This is a genomic window from Nonomuraea sp. NPDC050790, from assembly GCF_044456745.1.
Lineage (GTDB): Bacteria > Actinomycetota > Actinomycetes > Streptosporangiales > Streptosporangiaceae > Nonomuraea.
In genome coordinates this window covers 319,232-336,880 of the sequence record NZ_JBITGF010000009.1, presented here as the reverse complement: position 1 = coordinate 336,880, position 17,649 = coordinate 319,232, and the positions used below count along the sequence as shown (strand labels likewise).

Genomic DNA, 17,649 nt, shown 5'->3' with positions numbered 1-17,649 from the left:
TGGGGTGGTTGACGGGGCCCTGGCAGCTTGTTCGAGGTCATGCCGCCGTCGTACGGTTACCTGCGTGACTACGCCGCTGCTCCCCGACCCCGAACCAAGGCGGCGCGACTACGTGATCATCTCCGCCGACGATCACCTGATCGAGCCTCCAGACCTCTTCGAAGGCCGGCTAGCGGAGAAGTACACCGAGGTCGCGCCCAAGGTCGTGGAGACGGAGGCGGGTCACCAGGTCTGGCGCTACGGCGGCGCCACCTACCCGTGCGCCGGCATCGACGTGGGCGCCGGCCTGCCGCGCGAGCAGTGGACGCTGGACCCGGTCAGGTTCGAGAACATGCGCCCCGGCTGCCACGACATCGAGGCGCGCATCCAGGACATGGACACGGCCGGCATCTGGGCCGCGCTCTGCTTCCCGGGCATGCTGGCCGGCCAGTCGGGCATGCCGTTCGCCCGGACCCGCGATCAGGAGCTGGGCCTGGCCCTGGTCAAGGCCTGGAACGACTGGCACATCGACGTCTGGGCCGGCACCTACCCCGAGCGGATCGTCGGGCTGCAGCTCCCGTGGCTGCCCGACCCCGACGTGGCCGCGAAGGAGATCCGCGCCAACGCCGCCCGCGGCTTCAAGGCGGTCGTCTTCCCGGAGTTCCCGACGCGGCTGCGGCTGCCGTCGATCCACTCCGACCACTGGGACCCGTTCTTCGCCGCCTGCGAGGAGACCGGCACGGTCGTCTGCCTGCACACCGGCGACTCGAGCTGGTCGCCGGTGCCCTCCCCCGACACGCCCATCGAGGCGATCACCACGCTGATGCCGACGAGCGCCATGTTCGCCTGCGCCGACTGGCTGTGGTCGGGCATCCCGCTGCGCTTCCCGAACCTGCGGGTGCTCATCGTGGAGGGCGGGGTGGGCTGGCTGCCGATGCTGGCCGAGCGCGCCGACTACGCCCTCGACCACCCGGTCGCGGGCGAGGCGTCGTGGGAGGGCGGGCTGAAGCCGAGCGAGGTCCTGCGCCGCAACTTCTTCTTCGGCACGCTCGACGACCACGCCCTGTCAGGGGTACGGCTGGCCGTCGGCCTCGACCACGTGCTCCAGGAAAGCGGGTACCCGCACTCCGACTCGACCTGGCCCGACACCCAGCAGGCCGTGGCCAGGAACCTCGGCCAGCTCCCGCCGGCCGACATCGCCAGGGTCGCGTACGGCAACGCCGCCCGGTTGTTCGGGCACCCGTTGCCGTCGCGAGCGTGGCTCAGGCGCGAGGAGCTGTAGTGGCTCAGGCGCGAGGGGTTGTAGGGGGAAGGTCCGGCGGGATGGTCGCGCCTCGGATGACGTTGCGCTCCCAGCCGATGTAGCGCCCGCTCTCCCCGATCAGGGAGCTCATCAGCCAGAGGAAGACGCCGAAGTCGTCGGCCACCCCGACGAGTACGAGGAAGTCGGGGATCACGTCGATCGGCGAGATCAGGTAGACCACGCCGAGTGCCATGAGGGCGAGCTTGCTCTTGCCCATGCCCGGGTACTGGCCCCGGGTCACGGCGCCGATCATGCGCGGGATCGCCCTGACCCGCTTCATCAGACCCGGCGAGCCGGGCTCGCTCACGTCGCGATATGTGCGCCAGACCGCTGCAGCGCGGCTTGCTTTCGGCATAGGTGCGCCACCTCCTTCACGACATAACGTGTTACCCGCGCAGCTTGGTTCCTAACGATCAGCGCATGGCGGGATGCTCGAAGGGGCGGGCGGTTTCGATCTGGGCGGCCAGCCGTACGAGAAGGTCCTCGCGGCCTGTGGCGGCGACGAGCTGGACGCCGACGGGAAGGCCCGCGGCGGTCCTGTGCAGGGGCAGGCAGACGGCGGGCTGGCCGGTGGCGTTGAAGACGGAGGTGTAGGAGACGGCGTGGGAGGTGCGGCCGAGGCTGGTGCTGAGGTCGTCGGGCGGCAGCCAGCCGAGCGGGAACGGCGGCACGCCGAGCGCGGGCGCGAGCAGCACGTCGTAGCCGGAGCGCCACCAGGCGGCCATGCGGCGGCGGAAGCCGTCCATCCACTGGACGGCGAGGACGTGCTCGACGGCGGTGCGCCTGGCTCCGGCCTCGGCCATGGCGCGGTTGCGCGGCTCCAGCTCCTCCAGGCTCACGGGACGGCCGCGCCAGGCGCCGACGCTCTGGACCTCGGCGGCGACGTTCGCGGCGACGAGGGCGCCGAAGTGGTGGGGGAAGTCGGGGTTGCCGAGTTCGTCCGGATGGCCGGGTTCGACGTGGTGGCCCAGGGACTCCAGCAGGTGCGCGGCGTCGGTGACGGCGGCCGTCAGGTCCTTGTCCTCGGGCACGTCGCCGCGCGGGTGCCGGGTGACGAAGCCGACGCGCAGCCGTCCCGGCTCGGCGCCCACCTCCTGGGCCAGCGGGCGGGGCAGCGCGGGCGCGGTGTAGGGGTCGCCCTCCTCCAGGCCGGAGATCAGGTCGAGCACCGCGGCGGTGTCCCTGACGGTCCTGCTGACCAGCCCGGCGACCGAGAACCCGCTCCAGCCCTCCCCGCCCGACGGCCCGTAGCTGGAGCGACCCTTGGTGGGTTTGAGACCCACCAGCCCGCACAGGGAGGCCGGGATGCGGATCGAACCGCCGCCGTCGCTGGCCGTCGCCACCGCCACCATCCCGGCCGCCACCGCCGCCGCGGAGCCGCCGCTGGAGCCGCCCGCCGAGTGCCCGGGGTCGTAGGGGTTGCGCGTGGGGCCGAACGCGGCCGGTTCGGTGGTGATCGTGGTGCCGTACTCCGGCGTGCTGGTCCTGCCGAGGATCACGAACCCGGCCGCCTTCAGCTTGGCCACGCCGTAGCCGTCCGCGGCGATCGTGACCCCGTCCAGCGTGCGCGACCCGGCGTTGTACGGCTCGCCCTTCTCCGGCCAGCCGAGATCCTTCAGCAGGATCGGCACCCCGCGAAACGGCGTGCCCTCGGGCAGGTCGTCCGCCTCGGCCAGCGCCCGCTCGAACCGCCGGTGCACGACCGCGCCGATCTCACCGTCATACTGGACGATCTTCGCGATCGCCGCCTCGGCCAGCTCGCGCGGCGAAACCCGCCCATCCCGTACGGCAAGCGCCTGCCCGACCGCGTCCAGCCGGAGAATCTCGTCCACCTGTGCTCCTTGTCAGCTCTTCGGCGCCAGCGCGCGTACCGCCTGGTCGATGGGGATCTCGCCGCCGGGGACCGGCGCGAGCACGGGGGTGTCGAGCCCGTTGGCGACGTACTCGGCGATCCTGGCCCGGCAGGTCGCGGCGTCGCCGTGGACGATCAGCGCGTCGACCACCTCGTCGGGGATGGCCTTGAGCGCGGCCTGCCGGTCGCCCGCCGCCCACGCCTCGTGCATCGGCCGCAGCACCTCGCCGCGCCCCAGCCAGTCGTGGAAGGCGGCGTACGCGGGCACGGTCAGGTAGGCCGCCAGCATCCAGCGTCCCAGCTCGCGGACCCGGTCGGCGTCCTCGCTCACGCAGACGAACAGCCGGGCGATCAGCTCGGTCTCCTCACCCAGCTCGGCACGCACCTTGCGCACGTCCTCGGGCGCGAGCCAGTTGGTGATCGCCCCGTCGGCCTCGCCGGCCGCCAGGTGCAGCATCCGGGGGCGCAGCGCGGCCAGCACGATCTTCGGCGCCACCCGCGGCGCCCGCTCCAGCTTGAAGCCCTTGATCTCGAACGTCTCGTACCGCTCCGACACCTTCTCGCCGGCGAGCGCCTTGCGCAGGAAGCGCAGCGTGTCCCTGGTGCGCTGGTACGGCCGCGCGAACTCCACCGCGTTCCACCGCCCCACCACGGCCGGAGACGACGAACCGATCCCGAGCACGAACCGGTCGGGCACGAGGTCGGCCAGCGTCGCCGCGGACATGGCCAGCAGCCCCGGCCCGCGTGTGAACACCGGCACGATCGCGCTGCCCAGCCGGATCCCCGGCGCCCACTCTCCGGCCATGGCCAGCGGCAGGAACCCGTCGGTCCCGTTGACTTCCGCCGACCAGGCGTCGGTGTAGCCGAGCGCGGGCAGTTCGGCGATCAGCTCCTTCGACTCGGCCAGCGAGCGGTCGTAGAAGGGGATCGTCATACCCCAGTTCTGAGTCATCGCGCCCTCCGGGGAGTGTGGGTCAACAGATCGACCATACCAACCAGCCGGTATGTACGCGCGACACTGATCACGGTTGGCCACCGAAAGGGCTCTGACGTGCTAAAACAGCCCCGTGAGACGAACCCGGCTGCTCGCGGCCGTAGTACTGACCGGCGGGCTGGCCATCCCCTTCCTGGCCTCCGTGATCGCGGTCGCCGCCGAAGACACCGGCCCCACCTGCACGCTTCCCGCCACGATGCTGCCCCTGTGCTCGGGCACGCCGGTCAGGCCCGCAGCTCATGCACGGCCGCGATGAAGTCCTTGGTGATCCCCCGCAGCCCCGGCAGATGCGACAACCCGACCAGCCGGTCCACCAGCGGCACCGTCACCTCGATCAGCCGGTACGTCCGCCGGCACCCGGGCGAGGTGTCGTGCACCCAGAACAGCACCATGCCCATCGACAACAGCCACAGCAGCTCGGGCAGCTCCTCACGCAGCTCCGAGTCCATCTTGTCCCGCGACCCCTCGACGACCTGCCGGTAGATCGCGATACCCGCCTCCCTGGCCGGGGAGGACTGGGCGCTGAACGGGCTGAGCGGGTTCGTGGGCTCGGCCGCGTGCTTGAAGAACTTCACCGCGAACTCGTGGTACGGCTCGGAGACGCGTACCCACTCCCCGAGCACGCCGCTCAGCCGGGCCGCGAACGAGCGCTCCGTCGCGAGCAGCTCACGACAGGCGTCCTCGTGCTCGGCCTGGGCACGGTCGTAATACGCCTGGATCAACGCCTCCTTGCCCGCGAAGTAGTAGTAGGCGTTACCCACGGATACCCCGGCCTCGGCCGCGATTGCCCGCATCGTCGTCGCATCGAAGCCGCGCTCCCGAAACAGTCTCAAGGCCGTCTCGACGATGACCTCTCGGGTGCTCTCCGATCCTCGGTTTCGGGGTTCGGACACCCTCGCCACTTTACGGGCAAGACCGCCTTTAGGTCATGAAGCCGCACGGTGATCGCCGCCACAAGGCAAAGATCGCTGTGAGGCAGGGGTCATCCGGTGTGAAGCGTGGGATTGATGTTTCTGGCGGGAGGGCTATTCCGCGAAAAGAGCATCGACATGTGGATACGTGGCAAGGTGCGGCTGATGGTAGTCGCACTCCTCGGCCTTGAGATCTCGATAATCGCATTGGCATCGGCCGCATCCGCTGCTTCGACAGGAGAGGCACGGAAGTCGCCGCCACCGGTAACGCGCACGTACGCGATCGAAGGAGGCATTCGCACCGGACACTGGTACACGTCGGCCGAGCCCCCGAAGGTGGACCTGAAGCGGGTCAAGACCCGGCAGGCCGCCGTCCGCATCTCGCACCACGCCGCGATCGGCCGCCTCAAGAGCGCCGGTCTGCGCTGGAAGTCGACGGGCGGCTGCGCCAACCGGCGGCTGCGCTACTGCACCTCGCTGGACGCCGTCCGCACGGCCACGATCGCCAAGATCATCGAGCTCAAGCGGGACAGCGGCTGCAAGATCATGGTGACCGGCGGCACCGAGGCGGGCCACATGCCCGGCCGCTACAGCCACGAGCACGGCTACAAGCTGGACATCTCCTTGAGCCCGTGCATCGACCGGCACATCGCCCACAGCTACTCCCGCGCGGGCACCCGCAGCGACGGCTCACCTCTGTACCGCAGCCCAGACGGCACCGTCTTCGCCAAGGAGTCCGACCACTGGGACATCCTGTTCCGCTAACGGCCTCCACGACCCCGCCAACACCCACACGCGCCCACCCGGCCCCCGGACGGCCGCCGGTTGGTGGCGGGCTACCGACGCTTGTCGCGCCGGTACGGCGAGCACCCGAACGGCCGAGCCCGGCGCAACACGCACGGCGCCCAGCCGAAGCCCGCGGGACCCGGCCAACGGGGCGTCGTAGCGGTGAGAACCACGTCCGACGTGAGAAGCGCCCGATGATCGGGGGCGACTCACGTCGGACGGAGGCGGTTGCGGCGGCCCCGCCGTAAAAGATCAGCCGTAAAGATCAGCCAAAGAACGGCGAGATGTTCAGACGAGCTCCGCCGCCACCAGTTCGGCGATCTCGGCCGCGTTGAGCGCCGCGCCCTTGCGCAGGTTGTCGCCGCAGACGAACAGGTCCAGCGTGTTCGGGAAGTCGATCGCCTGCCGGACCCGTCCCACATAGGTGGGGTCCGTCCCGACAACCTCCAGCGGCGTAGGCCACACCCCATTCGCCGGGTCGTCCACCAGCACCACCGTCGGCGCCGCGGACAGCACCCGGTGCGCGTCCGCCACCGTCACCTCGCGCTCGAACCGCGCGTGCACCGCCAGCGAGTGCGTCGTCACCACCGGCACCCGCACGCAGGTGGCCGACACCTTCAGCCCCGGGATGCCCAGGATCTTGCGGGACTCGTTGCGGAGCTTGAGCTCCTCCGAGGCCCACCCATCGTCCTTGAGCGAGCCCGCCCACGGCACCACGTTGAACGCGATCGGCGCCGGGAACGGCGAGTCGGCGGGCAGCTTCTTGTCGAGGACCTGGCGCACGTCACCGGCGACCTGCCCCACGTTGCGGTCACCGGCCAGCGCCTCGACCTCGTCGTAGAGCCGCGCCGTGCCCGCCACGCCGGCACCGGACACCGCCTGGTAGGAGGCCACGACGAGCTCCTGGAGGCCGTACTCGGCGTGCAGGGCGCCCATCGCCGCCATCATCGACAGCGTGGTGCAGTTGGGCGTGGAGATGATGTTGCGCGGCCGCTCGCGGGCGTCCAGCGGGTTCACCTCGGGCACGACCAGCGGAACGTCCGGGTTCATCCGGAACGTGCCGGACTTGTCGATCGCGATCGCGCCGCGCTCGGCCGCGACCGGCACCCAGTCGGCCGACACCTCGTCCGGCACGTCGAAGATGGCGATGTCGATGCCGTCGAAGACCTCCGGCGCCAGCGCCTGGACGACGACGTCCTCGCCGCGGACCTTCAGCACCTTCCCGGCGCTGCGCGGGGAGGCCACCAGGCGGATCTCGCCCCAGATGTCCGCCCGGTTGGAGACGATGTCGCGCATGACGGTGCCGACCGCACCCGTCGCGCCCACGAGTGCGAGATTGGGCCTGTTCATCTGCCGGTTCCTCCGTACACCACTGCTTCCACCTGGTCTGCGTCAAGGTCGAACGCCCGGTGGGCGGCGGCCACGGCCGCGTCCACACCCTCCTGCTCGACGATCACCGAGATGCGGATCTCCGATGTGGAGATCATCTCGATGTTGACCCCCGCGTCGGCGAGGGCCGCGAAGAACGTCGCGGTCACGCCGGGGTGCGAGCGCATGCCCGCGCCGATCAGCGAGACCTTGCCGATCTGGTCGTCGAACAGCAGCGACTCGAAGCCGACCTTGTCCTGGATCTTCTTCAGCGACGTCAGCGCCGTGGAGGCGTCCGTCGTGGGAAGCGTGAAGGAGATGTCGGTACGGCCCGTCGCCGCCGCCGAGACGTTCTGCACGATCATGTCGATGTTGATCTCGGCGTCGGCCAGCGTTTTGAAGATGTGGGCAGCCTCGCCGACCTTGTCGGGGACCCCGACAACGGTGATCTTGGCCTCGCTCCGGTCGTGCGCGACGCCGGAGATGATCGGCTGCTCCATCTCGGTTCCTTCACTCGCTTCGTTCGGGGTGTAAGGGTCGGACACGACCCACGTGCCTTCCTTGGTGCTGAAGGAGCTGCGTACGTGGATCGGCAGGTTGAAGCGGCGAGCATACTCGACGCACCGCAGGTGCAGGATCTTCGCGCCGCAGGCCGCCATCTCCATCATCTCCTCGTAGGAGATCTTGGGGATCTTCCTGGCGGCGGGCACGATCCTGGGGTCGGCGGTGAAGATGCCGTCGACGTCGGTGTAGATCTCGCAGACGTCGGCCTCCAGGGAGGCCGCCAGCGCCACCGCGGTGGTGTCGGAGCCGCCCCTGCCGAGCGTGGTGATGTCCTTGGTGTCCTGCGAGACGCCCTGGAATCCGGCCACGATCGCGATGCGGCCGTGGTCGAGCGCCTCACGGATACGGCCCGGCGTCACGTCGATGATGCGCGCGTTGCCGTGGGAGGAGGTGGTGATCACACCCGCCTGCGATCCGGTGAACGAACGCGCCTCGTGGCCCAGGTTGGCGATCGCCATCGCCAGCAGGGCCATCGAGATGCGCTCGCCGGAGGTCAGCAGCATGTCGAGCTCGCGGCCCGGAGGCAGCGGCGACACCTGCTCGGCCAGGTCGAGCAGCTCGTCCGTCGTGTCGCCCATGGCGGAAACGATCACGACCACGTCGTTGCCGGCTTTTTTCGTCGCGACGATCCGCTGCGCGACCCGCTTGATGCAGGACGCGTCGGCGACGGACGAACCACCGTACTTTTGCACAACGAGCGCCACGAGAGTCTCCCGGTCTGGACTGTGAGCTGCCAGTCTACCGACGAGCCTCCGTGACACCGCTGGGCCGGACCACTATGTGGACAGGGCCTCCTCGGCCACGTCCAGCCGCGTGTGCGCGGCGAGCGCCTGAAGTGCGCGCATGGCCGCCCCGGCGTGGTTGCCCCACGTGTTGAAGTAGGAGTACTGCCACCACCACAGCGCCTCGTGCGGACGGCCCGCCTCGAAGTGCCGCAGCCCGTGGATCAGGTCGGCCGCGACCGCGGTCAGGTCGTCCGAGAGCCGGTACGGCGTGACCGAGGTGTCCTTGTAAGGATCGAAGACCTCGGCGTAGTCGTCGACCGCGCCCAGCCGCTCGGCCAGCGCCGTACGGACGCCGTCGATGTCCGGGTCCTCGCTCAACGGCGGTTCCCAGTTGCCGGACAGGATCACGTCCTGGCTGGCGCCCAGCTTCGCGCCCGCGAGGCTCACCTGCGCCACCTCGACCAGCAGCAACGACCAGATGCCGTCGCCGCCCTCGCCGCCCGCGACCCTGGTCAGGCCGTCGACGTAGTTCTGTGCGTGTCCAGCGATCTCATCAGCGAGAGCGCTCCACTGGTCAGACATCCAGCAGCCTCCGTCCTTCGAACGCGCGGCCCAAGGTGACCTCGTCGGCGTACTCGAGATCACCGCCCACAGGCAGACCGCTGGCCAGTCGTGTCACCTTGATGCCCATCGGCTTGACCAGACGGGCGAGGTAGGTCGCCGTCGCCTCCCCCTCGAGGTTGGGGTCGGTGGCGAGGATGAGCTCGGTCACCCGGCCGTCGGCCAGGCGGGTCATGAGCTCACGGATGCGCAGATCGTCGGGGCCCACCCCGTCGATCGGGCTGATCGCGCCGCCCAGCACGTGGTAGGTGCCCCGGAACTCGCGCGTCTTCTCGATCGCGACGACGTCCTTGGACTCCTCCACCACGCAGATCACGTGGGTGTCCCGGCGGGGATCACGGCAGATGCGGCACTCCTCCTCGGAGGCGACGTTGCCGCACGTACGGCAGAAGCGCACCTTCTCCTTGACCTCGAGCAAGGCGTGCGCCAGCCGCTTCACGTCTGCGGGATCGGCCGCGAGCAGGTGGAAGGCGATCCGCTGCGCGCTCTTGGGACCGACGCCGGGCAGCAGCCCGAGCTCGTCGATCAGGTTCTGGACGACCCCTTCGTACATGGCCTAGAACCCCGGCAACTGTCCGAGACCGCCGCCGCCCAGCCCCTGGGCCAGCGGGCCGAGCTTCTCCTGCTGCAGCTCGTCGGCCGCGCGGAAGGCGTCACGGACGGCGGCGATCACCAGGTCCGCGATCGTGTCCGCGGTGTCCTGCGCGTCTCCGGCGTCGATCACGCCCGGGTCGATCTTCAGTTCGAGCAGCTCGCGTGCGCCGTTGACCACGGCGGTGACCATGCCGCCACCCGCCGAACCCTCGACCTGCGCGTCGTTGAGCTCCTGTTGGGCGCTCGCGAGCTGCTGCTGCATGAGCTGTGCCTGCTCCAGCAGCTGCTGCAGGTTGACATCCCCTGGATTCACCTTCGTGCGCTCCTCATGGCTCCGCGTCTTTGACTGCCACGAGCCTACGGTGTTTGGGCACAGTCCCGCACTGCGGAGAGCAGGTGTTTCCGTTTGATGGCCGGGTCCCGGCCCCCCTCCAGCGTCCGGGACCCGGCCAGCACGCCGGCCGGAGCGGCCGCACCACGCCGACGTTTCAGTGGAGCACGCTAGCGACGCCAACGTTGCACACAGGTTGCGATCGTTCAATCACCCTGTGCAATCCCCCGAACGGCTTGCGCTGGGAACCCTTGACCGGGAGGGTGATTCATAGGGGTTGACTACTTGGAGTGGCCGATGAGTTACGCCAGTCTCGATGCGTACTCCCGCAAGTTGCGCGGGGCCCAGGAAGCCGCATGGACGGGGGCCACCTTGCCGGAGGGCGCCCCACGGCGGCTCATCTCGGCGTCCTGGGAGCGATCCATCGAAGCCGGCGTCGATCCCGAGGGCACCACGGCCCCGCTCGTCTACGACGTGACCAGCCTCAACGAGGTACGCGACGCGCACCCGCTCCAACCACTGCTGCCGCTCCTGGCCGGCACCCTCACCACCATGGCCGACGCCAGCGGGCACGTCGCCGTCATCACCGACGGTGACGGCAACGTCCTCTGGCGCGACGGCAACCGCACGATGATGCGCCGCGCCGACCGCGTCGGCCTCGCCGACGGCCACAAGTGGGCCGAGGGCAGCGTCGGCACCAACGGCATCGGCACCGCGCTCGCCGACCGCAGGCCCGTGCACGTCTACTCCGCCGAACACCTGATGCGGGTCCTGCACGTCTGGTCGTGCAGCGCCGCCCCGATCGTCGACCCCGACACCGACGAGGTGCTCGGCATCGTCGACATCAGCGGCACCGCGCCCAGCCTCCACCCCGCCACCGTCGCCCTGGTGACCGCCACCGCGCGGCTGGCCGAGTCACAGCTCACCGTCCGCATGTACGAGCGCGACGAACGGCTGCGCCGCCGCTTCGACGGCCTGCGCGACCACGCCGGCATCCTGGTCTCCGGCACCGGCCGGGTCATCGCCGGCGACCCCGGCGGCCTGCTCGGCGAACGCATCCCCCGGCCCGTGGCCGGCAGCCGCTACGTCCTTCCCGGCGGGCGCGCCGTACTCCTGGAGCCCTTCCACGACGGCTACCTCCTGCGCGCCGCCACCGACAGCGCGCCGCCGACGCTCCAGCTCACCTTTCTCGGCGAGGGCCAGCCCACCGCCCGCCTCGGCGGACGCCACATCGCGCTGTCCCTGCGCCACGCCGAGATCCTCGCCCTGCTCGCGCTGCACCCCCGCGGCCTCACGGCCGAACAACTCTGCTTCTACCTGTACGGCGACGCCGGCAACCCGGTCACCATCCGCGCCGAGATCCACCGGCTCCGCTCCCAGCTCGGCGACACCGTGGGCGCGAAGCCGTACCGGCTGACCTCGCCCGTCGAGGCCGACTTCGTGGAGCTGCGCAGCCTCCTGGCCTCAGGCGACCCCTCCGCCGTGGCCCGCGCCTACCCGGGCCCGCTGCTGCCCCGCTCGGAGTCCCCCGAACTACGCAGAGCCAGAGACGAACTGGAAGTCCAGGTACGCGCCAGCCTCCTGCGCAGCGGCTCCCCCGAAGACCTGTGGATCTACGCGCAGACGGCCAACGGGCGCGACGACATGCAGATCCTGGAACGCCTCAGCACCACCCTGCCCACCACGGACCCACGCGCGATCACCGCCAGAATCCGCCTACGCTCCCCCTGACGGCCGGGTGTGCCCGACCTCGTTCCCACTGACGGCAACACGGCCGTTTTCGCGGCACTCCCGGACGGCTGCGCGCGGTCGATCTCGCGGCGTTCCCTCTGACGGTCAGGTGTGGTCGATCTCGCCGATCACCTGGGCGCCGAGTTCGCGCTGGAGCAGGGCCATGCCGCCCACGGCGTCGATGTCGGCGTCGGCGTCGTTGAGCGGGTCGACGTCGTCGGAGTCCGCGCCCTTGTTCCGGCCGGGCACCGCGTCCGGCCAGGCCGAGGCACCGCCCTGACGGGGCTTGGGCGCCCGCGGACCCGACTGGGCCGCAGCCTGGGCGGCCGAACGGGCGGCGGCGAGGCCACCGGTCTTGAGTGTGGTCGCCTGGCCGGGCTTGATCGTGGCCGTCTGGCCGGGATCGGGCATGGGCGGCGTACCCGGGCTCATGTCGTCGGGCGCGTCCGGCCAGGACTCGTCCGTGGTGGTTCTGGCCGCCGCTCCCTGACCGTCCGCGGCTTGGCCCGTGGGGCTCGTTGCCGCCAGATCGTTCTGAGCAACCGCCGCGCCGTCCTGACCATCCGAGCCCGACTGCCCCTGCGCGGCCTGGGCCGGACCGCCGTGCTGAGCGCCAGAGGGGCTCGCCGGGCCACCCTCCTGCGCTCCGGCGCGACCATCTTGCGCACCGACCCCCTGCGCAACCGGAGTGCCGGGCTGGCCCCCCTGCGGCGCTTGAGCACCACCCTGCGGACCAGCGCCACCACCCTGAGGTCCCTGGTGACCGGTGCCGCTCTGAGGCCCTTGGTTGCCCTGGGGACCGCCGCTGCCCCCCTCAGGCCCTTGGTTGCCGCCCTGCGGGCCGTAGTTGCCGCCTTGGGGTCCTGGGTTGCCGGCCGGAGGGCCCGGGTGGCCGCCCTGAGGACCGGGCTGCGGTCCGCGACCACCGGGCGCGGGCGAACCACCGACAACGGCTTCGACCCGCCACTTACCACCGAGCACGTCACCCAGGGCGCTGGCCACGACGGCGTCCTTGCCACCGCCGGTGAAGTTCTTCATCGCGCCGACCTGGGCGAAGCCGAGCGTGACGATGTTGCCCTCGACACCCACGACCTGCGCGTTGGTGCTGACGTTCGCCCAGACGACGATGCTCCGCTGCTTCAGCGCCGCCAGTACGGCAGGCCACTGCGACTGAATCGCCCCAGCCCCACCAGCCGCCACCGGCCCAGCACCCATGCCGCCGGAATCCACACCCCCGGAGCCACTGACAGCCCCACCGGCACCAACCGGCCCACCTGCCGACCCTCCGGCCACGCCTCCCGGCCCAGGAACGCCCCCTGAACCACCGGCCATGCCCGCCGAGCCACCGGCACCGGGCCGCACCGCCTCAGGCCAGTCACCATCCGCCCCGCCGGCGCCGGCACCCGCAGCACCGCCCTGAGCAGCCGGTCCAGCGTGAGCCGCAGAACCGCCCTGCCCCGCAGAACCGCCCGGCCCTCCGGGACCGCCCTGCGCAGCAGAACCGGCGTGAGCCGCGGCCCCGCTCTGCCCTGCCTGGCCGCCTGCGCCATGACCCGCGGCCACCGGGTCACCCGGCCCAGCGCCATGGCCCTGACCGGCGGAGACCGGTGCGGGCGCACCGCCCGTTCCACCGGCCTGGCCGCCATGGGCGACGGGGCTGGAATGGCCTGCCGTACCCGATGAAGCGCGCGCGGCCATCTGGGCGACCACGCCGCCACGCTCCAGGCGCTCCAGGCGGGCCAGCAGCGCTTCCTCGCCCGCCGTCGCGCCCGGCAGCAGCACCCGCGCGCACATCAGCTCAAGCAGCAACCGCGGCGACGTGGCGCCGCGCATCTCGGTGAGGCCCGCGTTGAAGACCTCGGCGGCGCGGGTGAGCTCGGCCGGGCCCATGGAGGCGGCCTGGGCGACCAGGCGTTCGAGCTCGTCGGCGGGCCGGTCGAGCAGGCCGCTGGTGGCGGCCTCGGGAACGTTGGCGAGGATGACGAGGTCGCGGAAACGTTCGAGGAGGTCGGCGGCGAAACGGCGCGGGTCGTGGCCGCCCTCGATGACGCGGTTGACCGCGCCGAAGACCTTCGCACCGTCGTGCTGGGCGAAGGCGTTGACGATCTCGTCGAGCAGGTCGCCGTCGGTGTAGCCGAGCAGGGAGACGGCCTTGGCGTAGGTGATGCCGTCGTCCTCGGCTCCGGCGAGGAGCTGGTCGAGGATGGACAGCGAGTCGCGCGCCGAGCCCGCGCCCGCGCGCACGACGAGCGGCAGCGCGGTCGGCTCGTAGGGGACGCTCTCGGAGCCGAGGATCTCCTCCAGCAGCGCCCGGAGCGTCGCGGGCGGCATCAGCCGGAAGGGATAGTGGTGGGTACGCGACTTGATCGTGCCGATGACCTTTTCCGGCTCGGTCGTCGCGAAGATGAACTTCAGGTGCGGCGGCGGCTCTTCGACGAGTTTCAGCAGCGCGTTGAAACCCTCGCGGGTCACCATGTGCGCCTCGTCGATGATGTAGATCTTGTAGCGCGCGGAGACGGGGGCGAAGAACGCCCTCTCCCGCAGGTCGCGCGCGTCGTCGACGCCACCGTGCGAGGCCGCGTCGATCTCGATGACGTCGAGGTGTCCCGGCCCGGTGGCGGCCAGCGCCACGCAGGACTCGCATTCACCGCAGGGGTCGGGAGTCGGGCCCTTCTCGCAGTTGAGGCTTCTCGCCAGGATTCGGGCACTGGAGGTCTTGCCGCATCCGCGCGGGCCGCTGAACAGGTACGCGTGGTTGATCCGGCCCATGCGCAGCGCCTGGCGCAACGGCTCCGTGACGTGCTCCTGCCCCTTGACCTCCGCGAAGGTCCCGGGGCGGTACTTGCGGTAAAGCGCAAGGCTCATGCGACCATCCCGCCTGCAGGGGGCTCCCAACGAAGAGACCCCCCGCACACCCGCCAGAGCCCGCTTATCCTTGCTGCCTTCCGGCCCTGGGGAGGTTCACAGGATGACGCCGCGCGAGGGGTCCTTGGACAGTCTAGCCACAACCGGCAGTGCTTGCTGCAGCGAAATCGTGGTCTCCAGACGGCCGGGAGTCCGGTAAGCTCATCCGCGGAGGATTCGCCTAGTGGCCGAGGGCGCACGCTTGGAAAGCGTGTATAGGGCAACCTATCAGGGGTTCAAATCCCCTATCCTCCGCCAGCTCAGAGGGCTCATGCCGAGATCGATGGCATGGGCCCTTCTGCTTTGGGTCTCAGTTGTTCTCGTCGCGGGCCGCGGCAGGGGTCCTGTGATGCACTGATCTCCATGGAAGCCGTCATCACCGCGTTGATCGCGATCGCCGGGACCTTGTTAGGGTCCTTCGTGACACATCTCTTCCAGAGCCGGACCACCGCACGGGCCGAGGAGTTCACGATCTACGCCCGCCTGCGCGAGGAGCGGATGACCGTCTACAGCGGGTTCGCCGGCACGATCCTCGAGTTCCGCTCCGCCCAGTACAGCCGTGCTCTTCGCGCCTTCGAGGGCACGGACACCCCGGCATACGCGGACGCCAGGGCCACGTCACAGAGGGTACGTGTGGTCGCCTGGCAGGCGCTCTACCGGATCCGTCTCATCGCCGGCAGTTCCGAGGTGCGGGAACTCGCCGAGAACGCCATGACACTGGCGGCCGACATGCACGAGTCCGCGGACAAGGCGACCCTGAGCACGCGGGGAAATGACGTCCGCGCGGCCGTTGAGGCTTTCATAGCCGCGGCTACGGCCGAGGTCGCCGTGGGGAACGGGCTGGTCAAGCCGAGAACCGCCCCGTCCGTGGAACGCGGCGCCGCTTCGGTCTAGACCCGATGAAGTGCGGTGCCGGAGACCGCCGCGGCCAGGGCTGGGCCGATGGTCACGGCGGCCCTGATTCAGACCTGGTTGATACGCACCATGTTGCCCGCCGGGTCACGGAAGGCGCAGTCCCGCAGGCCGTACGGCTGGTCGGCCGGCTCCTGGATGACGTCGGCGCCGGTGGCCTGGATGCGCTCGAAGGCGGCGTCCAGGTCGGGGGTGCTGAGGACGACGGCCGCGTAGCTGCCCTTGGCCATCATCTCGACGACCGTGCGGCGCTCGTCGTCGCTGAGGCCCGGGTCGCTGGCGGGCGGTTCGAGGATGATCGAGGTCTCCGGCTGGCCGGCCGGCCCGACGGTGATCCAGCGCATGCCCTCGTAGGCCACGTCCTTGCGTACCTCGAAGCCCAGCGCGTCACGGTAGAAGGCGAGCGACTTGTCGTGGTCGTCGGCCGGCAGGAACATCTGGTGAATCGTGAGGTTCATGCGCCTCACGCTAGGTCGGTACGGGCGGCGGACGCTTCTCGATTCCTGATCGGTCGCATGATCCGTTTGGCCACGCACGCGGGGATGCCGTCGGCGTCGTGGGCGGCCAGGCGGCGGTAGGTGCTCGGGGACATGCCGACCAGTTCGGAGAAGCGGGTGCTGAACGTGCCCAGCGACGAACAGCCCACCGCGAAGCAGACCTCCGTGACCGACAGGTCGCCGCGCCGCAACAGGGTCATGGCCCGCTCGATGCGCCGGGTCATCAGGTAGCTGTAGGGCGATTCGCCGTAGACGGCGCGGAACTCCCTGCTGAGGTGCCCGGCCGACATGTGCGCGCCGCGCGCCAGCGCCCGCACGTCCAGCGGCTGCGCGTAGTCGCGGTCGATCCGGTCGCGTACGCGGCGCAGCAGGACGAGCTCGCGAAGGCGTGCGTCGGATCTGCCGGTCACGGCTACCAGCCTGCCCTGGCGGGCGCCGCCGTGTCCACGCGTTGGCTATGCCGGCGCCAGGAAGCGCAGGGCGCCGCTCTCGCGGGCGGTGGCGGCGGCCGACAGGCGGGCGAAGGCGTGCGGCCTGAGCAGCTCGGCGGCGCGGTCCATGGAGAAGAAGCCGTAGTCGTCGAGCTCCTCGGCCTGCAGCGTGATCGGGGCCGCGGGGTCGAGGGTGCCGCAGTCGAACATGAAGTGCATCGACGGCAGCGGACAGGTGTCCAGGGGCATGAGCCACTGGGTCACCAGCAGGTCGCCGGGCGTCGTGGTGAGGCCGAGCTCCTCCTCCAGCTCGCGGGCGCACGCCTGGGAGGGGTGCTCGCCCTCGTCGATGAGACCTCCCGCGAAGTTCCAGTGGTCGCGGTAGTTGGGCTTGACCAGGAGTACGCGCCCCCGCGGATCCGTGATGTAGGCCGCCGCGGCGGCGACGAGCTTGTTGACCGACATCCAGAAGTCATCCACCCGATCACCCTAGGGCTCAGGCGACGGCCGCCCGGGTGCGGTCGGTGGCCATGTGGACGGCCATCACGCCGAGGACGCTGCCGGTCACGTAGCGCTGCACCCGCACCCACTGCGGGCGCGTCGCGAGGAACGCCGCCAGCGCCCCCGCCGACATCGCGATCAGGGCGTTGACCAGCGTGCCGATGAAGATCTGCACCGACCCGAGCGCGAGGCTCTGCAGCAGCACGTGTCCCATCGCCGGGTCGATGAACTGCGGCAGCAGCGAGAGGTACAGAATCGCGATCTTGGGGTTGAGCAGGCAGGTGAGCAGCCCCATGGCGAACAGCCTGCGCGGCCGCTCGACCGGCAGTTCACGGGCCTCGAAGGCCGAGGTCCCGCCGGGCCTGACGGTGTTCCAGGCCAGCCACAGCAGGTACGCGGCGCCGGCCAGCTTCAGCGCGGTATAGGCGGCGGGCACGTAGGCGAACAGAGCGGTCAGTCCAAGGCAGGTCGCCGTCAAATAGACAGTGAACCCGAGCGCCACACCCATCAAGGAGATCAGACCGGCACGCCGGCCCTGGGTGATCGATCGGGAGACGAGATAGATCATGTTCGGCCCGGGCGTCAGCACCATGCCCAGCGAAACCAGCGCAATTCCCACCAAACCAGCAGTCATCCCACAAGGGT

At 70.4% G+C, this 17,649-nt stretch carries 19 protein-coding genes, 1 tRNA gene and 1 other RNA gene; 6 read left to right on the top strand and 15 right to left on the bottom strand.

Translation table 11 applies throughout. The annotated features are described in order from the left end of the window. Positions 1-64 precede the first annotated feature (64 nt). Complete coding sequence (locus tag ACIBEJ_RS40410) at positions 65-1,261, top strand: amidohydrolase family protein (RefSeq protein WP_397188234.1); 1,197 nt, start codon at positions 65-67, stop codon at positions 1,259-1,261. A 4-nt stretch (positions 1,262-1,265) separates the two neighbouring features. Here ACIBEJ_RS40410 and ACIBEJ_RS40405 read toward each other — a convergent pair whose 3' ends face one another. From ACIBEJ_RS40405 to ACIBEJ_RS40395, 3 genes are all read right to left on the bottom strand, one after another. Further along, positions 1,266-1,589 (bottom strand): YkvA family protein, encoded by a 324-nt coding sequence (locus ACIBEJ_RS40405; protein WP_397188233.1) that lies wholly within the window; start codon positions 1,587-1,589, stop codon positions 1,266-1,268. Between the two features lie 106 nt (positions 1,590-1,695). Further along, positions 1,696-3,114, bottom strand: a complete 1,419-nt coding sequence (locus tag ACIBEJ_RS40400; RefSeq protein ID WP_397188232.1) for an amidase — start codon at positions 3,112-3,114, stop codon at positions 1,696-1,698. 12 nt (positions 3,115-3,126) lie between these two features. Then, the gene (locus ACIBEJ_RS40395) at positions 3,127-4,086 is read right to left on the bottom strand and encodes an LLM class F420-dependent oxidoreductase (RefSeq protein WP_397188231.1); all 960 of its coding nucleotides are present in this window, start codon (positions 4,084-4,086) and stop codon (positions 3,127-3,129) included. 115 nt (positions 4,087-4,201) lie between these two features. On the opposite strand from ACIBEJ_RS40395, the gene ACIBEJ_RS40390 reads away from it, so the two are divergent. After that, positions 4,202-4,384, top strand: a complete 183-nt coding sequence (locus ACIBEJ_RS40390) for a hypothetical protein (RefSeq protein WP_397188230.1) — start codon at positions 4,202-4,204, stop codon at positions 4,382-4,384. Here the strand turns inward: ACIBEJ_RS40390 and ACIBEJ_RS40385 are convergent. Beyond that, positions 4,353-5,021 (bottom strand): TetR family transcriptional regulator, encoded by a 669-nt coding sequence (locus ACIBEJ_RS40385; protein WP_397188229.1) that lies wholly within the window; start codon positions 5,019-5,021, stop codon positions 4,353-4,355. The two genes, ACIBEJ_RS40390 and ACIBEJ_RS40385, sit on opposite strands and share 32 nt — an antisense overlap. Before the next feature lie 354 nt (positions 5,022-5,375). Here ACIBEJ_RS40385 and ACIBEJ_RS40380 point away from each other — a divergent pair, with 354 nt between their 5' ends. Then, entirely contained in the window at positions 5,376-5,804 is a 429-nt protein-coding gene (locus ACIBEJ_RS40380; RefSeq protein ID WP_397188228.1) for a hypothetical protein, read from the top strand. A gap of 309 nt (positions 5,805-6,113) precedes the next feature. Here the strand turns inward: ACIBEJ_RS40380 and ACIBEJ_RS40375 are convergent, their stop codons facing one another. The 5 genes from ACIBEJ_RS40375 to ACIBEJ_RS40355 form a co-directional block, all read right to left on the bottom strand. Beyond that, positions 6,114-7,175, bottom strand: a complete 1,062-nt coding sequence (locus ACIBEJ_RS40375) for an aspartate-semialdehyde dehydrogenase (RefSeq protein WP_397188227.1) — start codon at positions 7,173-7,175, stop codon at positions 6,114-6,116. Further along, complete coding sequence (locus tag ACIBEJ_RS40370) at positions 7,172-8,461, bottom strand: aspartate kinase (protein WP_397106166.1); 1,290 nt, start codon at positions 8,459-8,461, stop codon at positions 7,172-7,174. The genes ACIBEJ_RS40375 and ACIBEJ_RS40370 overlap by 4 nt, the downstream gene beginning before the upstream one ends. A gap of 72 nt (positions 8,462-8,533) precedes the next feature. Then, the gene (locus ACIBEJ_RS40365) at positions 8,534-9,064 is read right to left on the bottom strand and encodes a DUF5063 domain-containing protein (protein WP_397188226.1); all 531 of its coding nucleotides are present in this window, start codon (positions 9,062-9,064) and stop codon (positions 8,534-8,536) included. Beyond that, positions 9,057-9,656, bottom strand: a complete 600-nt coding sequence (gene recR, locus ACIBEJ_RS40360; RefSeq protein ID WP_397188225.1) for a recombination mediator RecR — start codon at positions 9,654-9,656, stop codon at positions 9,057-9,059. Before recR ends, ACIBEJ_RS40365 begins: the two co-directional genes overlap by 8 nt. 3 nt (positions 9,657-9,659) lie before the next feature. After that, a complete protein-coding gene (locus ACIBEJ_RS40355) occupies positions 9,660-10,010 on the bottom strand; it encodes a YbaB/EbfC family nucleoid-associated protein (RefSeq protein WP_397106170.1) in 351 nt (116 codons plus the stop codon). Between the two features lie 315 nt (positions 10,011-10,325). Here ACIBEJ_RS40355 and ACIBEJ_RS40350 point away from each other — a divergent pair, with 315 nt between their 5' ends. Continuing rightward, positions 10,326-11,759, top strand: a complete 1,434-nt coding sequence (locus ACIBEJ_RS40350) for a GAF domain-containing protein (protein WP_397188224.1) — start codon at positions 10,326-10,328, stop codon at positions 11,757-11,759. 105 nt (positions 11,760-11,864) lie between these two features. Here ACIBEJ_RS40350 and ACIBEJ_RS40345 read toward each other — a convergent pair whose 3' ends face one another. Both ACIBEJ_RS40345 and ffs read right to left on the bottom strand, forming a co-directional pair. After that, a complete protein-coding gene (locus ACIBEJ_RS40345) occupies positions 11,865-14,624 on the bottom strand; it encodes a DNA polymerase III subunit gamma and tau (RefSeq protein WP_397188223.1) in 2,760 nt (919 codons plus the stop codon). Between the two features lie 30 nt (positions 14,625-14,654). Next, positions 14,655-14,750, bottom strand: an RNA gene (gene ffs / locus ACIBEJ_RS40340) — signal recognition particle sRNA small type. A gap of 83 nt (positions 14,751-14,833) precedes the next feature. On the opposite strand from ffs, the gene ACIBEJ_RS40335 reads away from it, so the two are divergent. Beyond that, positions 14,834-14,921, top strand: a tRNA-Ser gene (locus ACIBEJ_RS40335). A 162-nt stretch (positions 14,922-15,083) separates the two neighbouring features. Further along, the gene (locus tag ACIBEJ_RS40330) at positions 15,084-15,557 is read left to right on the top strand and encodes a hypothetical protein (protein WP_397188222.1); all 474 of its coding nucleotides are present in this window, start codon (positions 15,084-15,086) and stop codon (positions 15,555-15,557) included. A gap of 68 nt (positions 15,558-15,625) precedes the next feature. On the opposite strand, the gene ACIBEJ_RS40325 is transcribed toward ACIBEJ_RS40330, so the two are convergent. Genes ACIBEJ_RS40325 through ACIBEJ_RS40310 form a run of 4 tightly spaced genes read right to left on the bottom strand, consistent with a single transcriptional unit; the run spans position 15,626 to position 17,638 of the window. After that, positions 15,626-16,033: a VOC family protein gene (locus ACIBEJ_RS40325; RefSeq protein WP_397188221.1), complete on the bottom strand. Its 408-nt coding sequence runs from the start codon at positions 16,031-16,033 to the stop codon at positions 15,626-15,628. 5 nt (positions 16,034-16,038) lie between these two features. Further along, positions 16,039-16,482, bottom strand: a complete 444-nt coding sequence (locus ACIBEJ_RS40320) for a helix-turn-helix transcriptional regulator (RefSeq protein ID WP_397188220.1) — start codon at positions 16,480-16,482, stop codon at positions 16,039-16,041. A 45-nt stretch (positions 16,483-16,527) separates the two neighbouring features. Beyond that, positions 16,528-16,983, bottom strand: a complete 456-nt coding sequence (locus ACIBEJ_RS40315; protein WP_397188219.1) for an NUDIX domain-containing protein — start codon at positions 16,981-16,983, stop codon at positions 16,528-16,530. Positions 16,984-16,999: 16 nt separating this feature from the next. Next, positions 17,000-17,638: a LysE family translocator gene (locus ACIBEJ_RS40310; RefSeq protein WP_397188218.1), complete on the bottom strand. Its 639-nt coding sequence runs from the start codon at positions 17,636-17,638 to the stop codon at positions 17,000-17,002. Between the last annotated feature and the right edge of the window lie 11 nt (positions 17,639-17,649).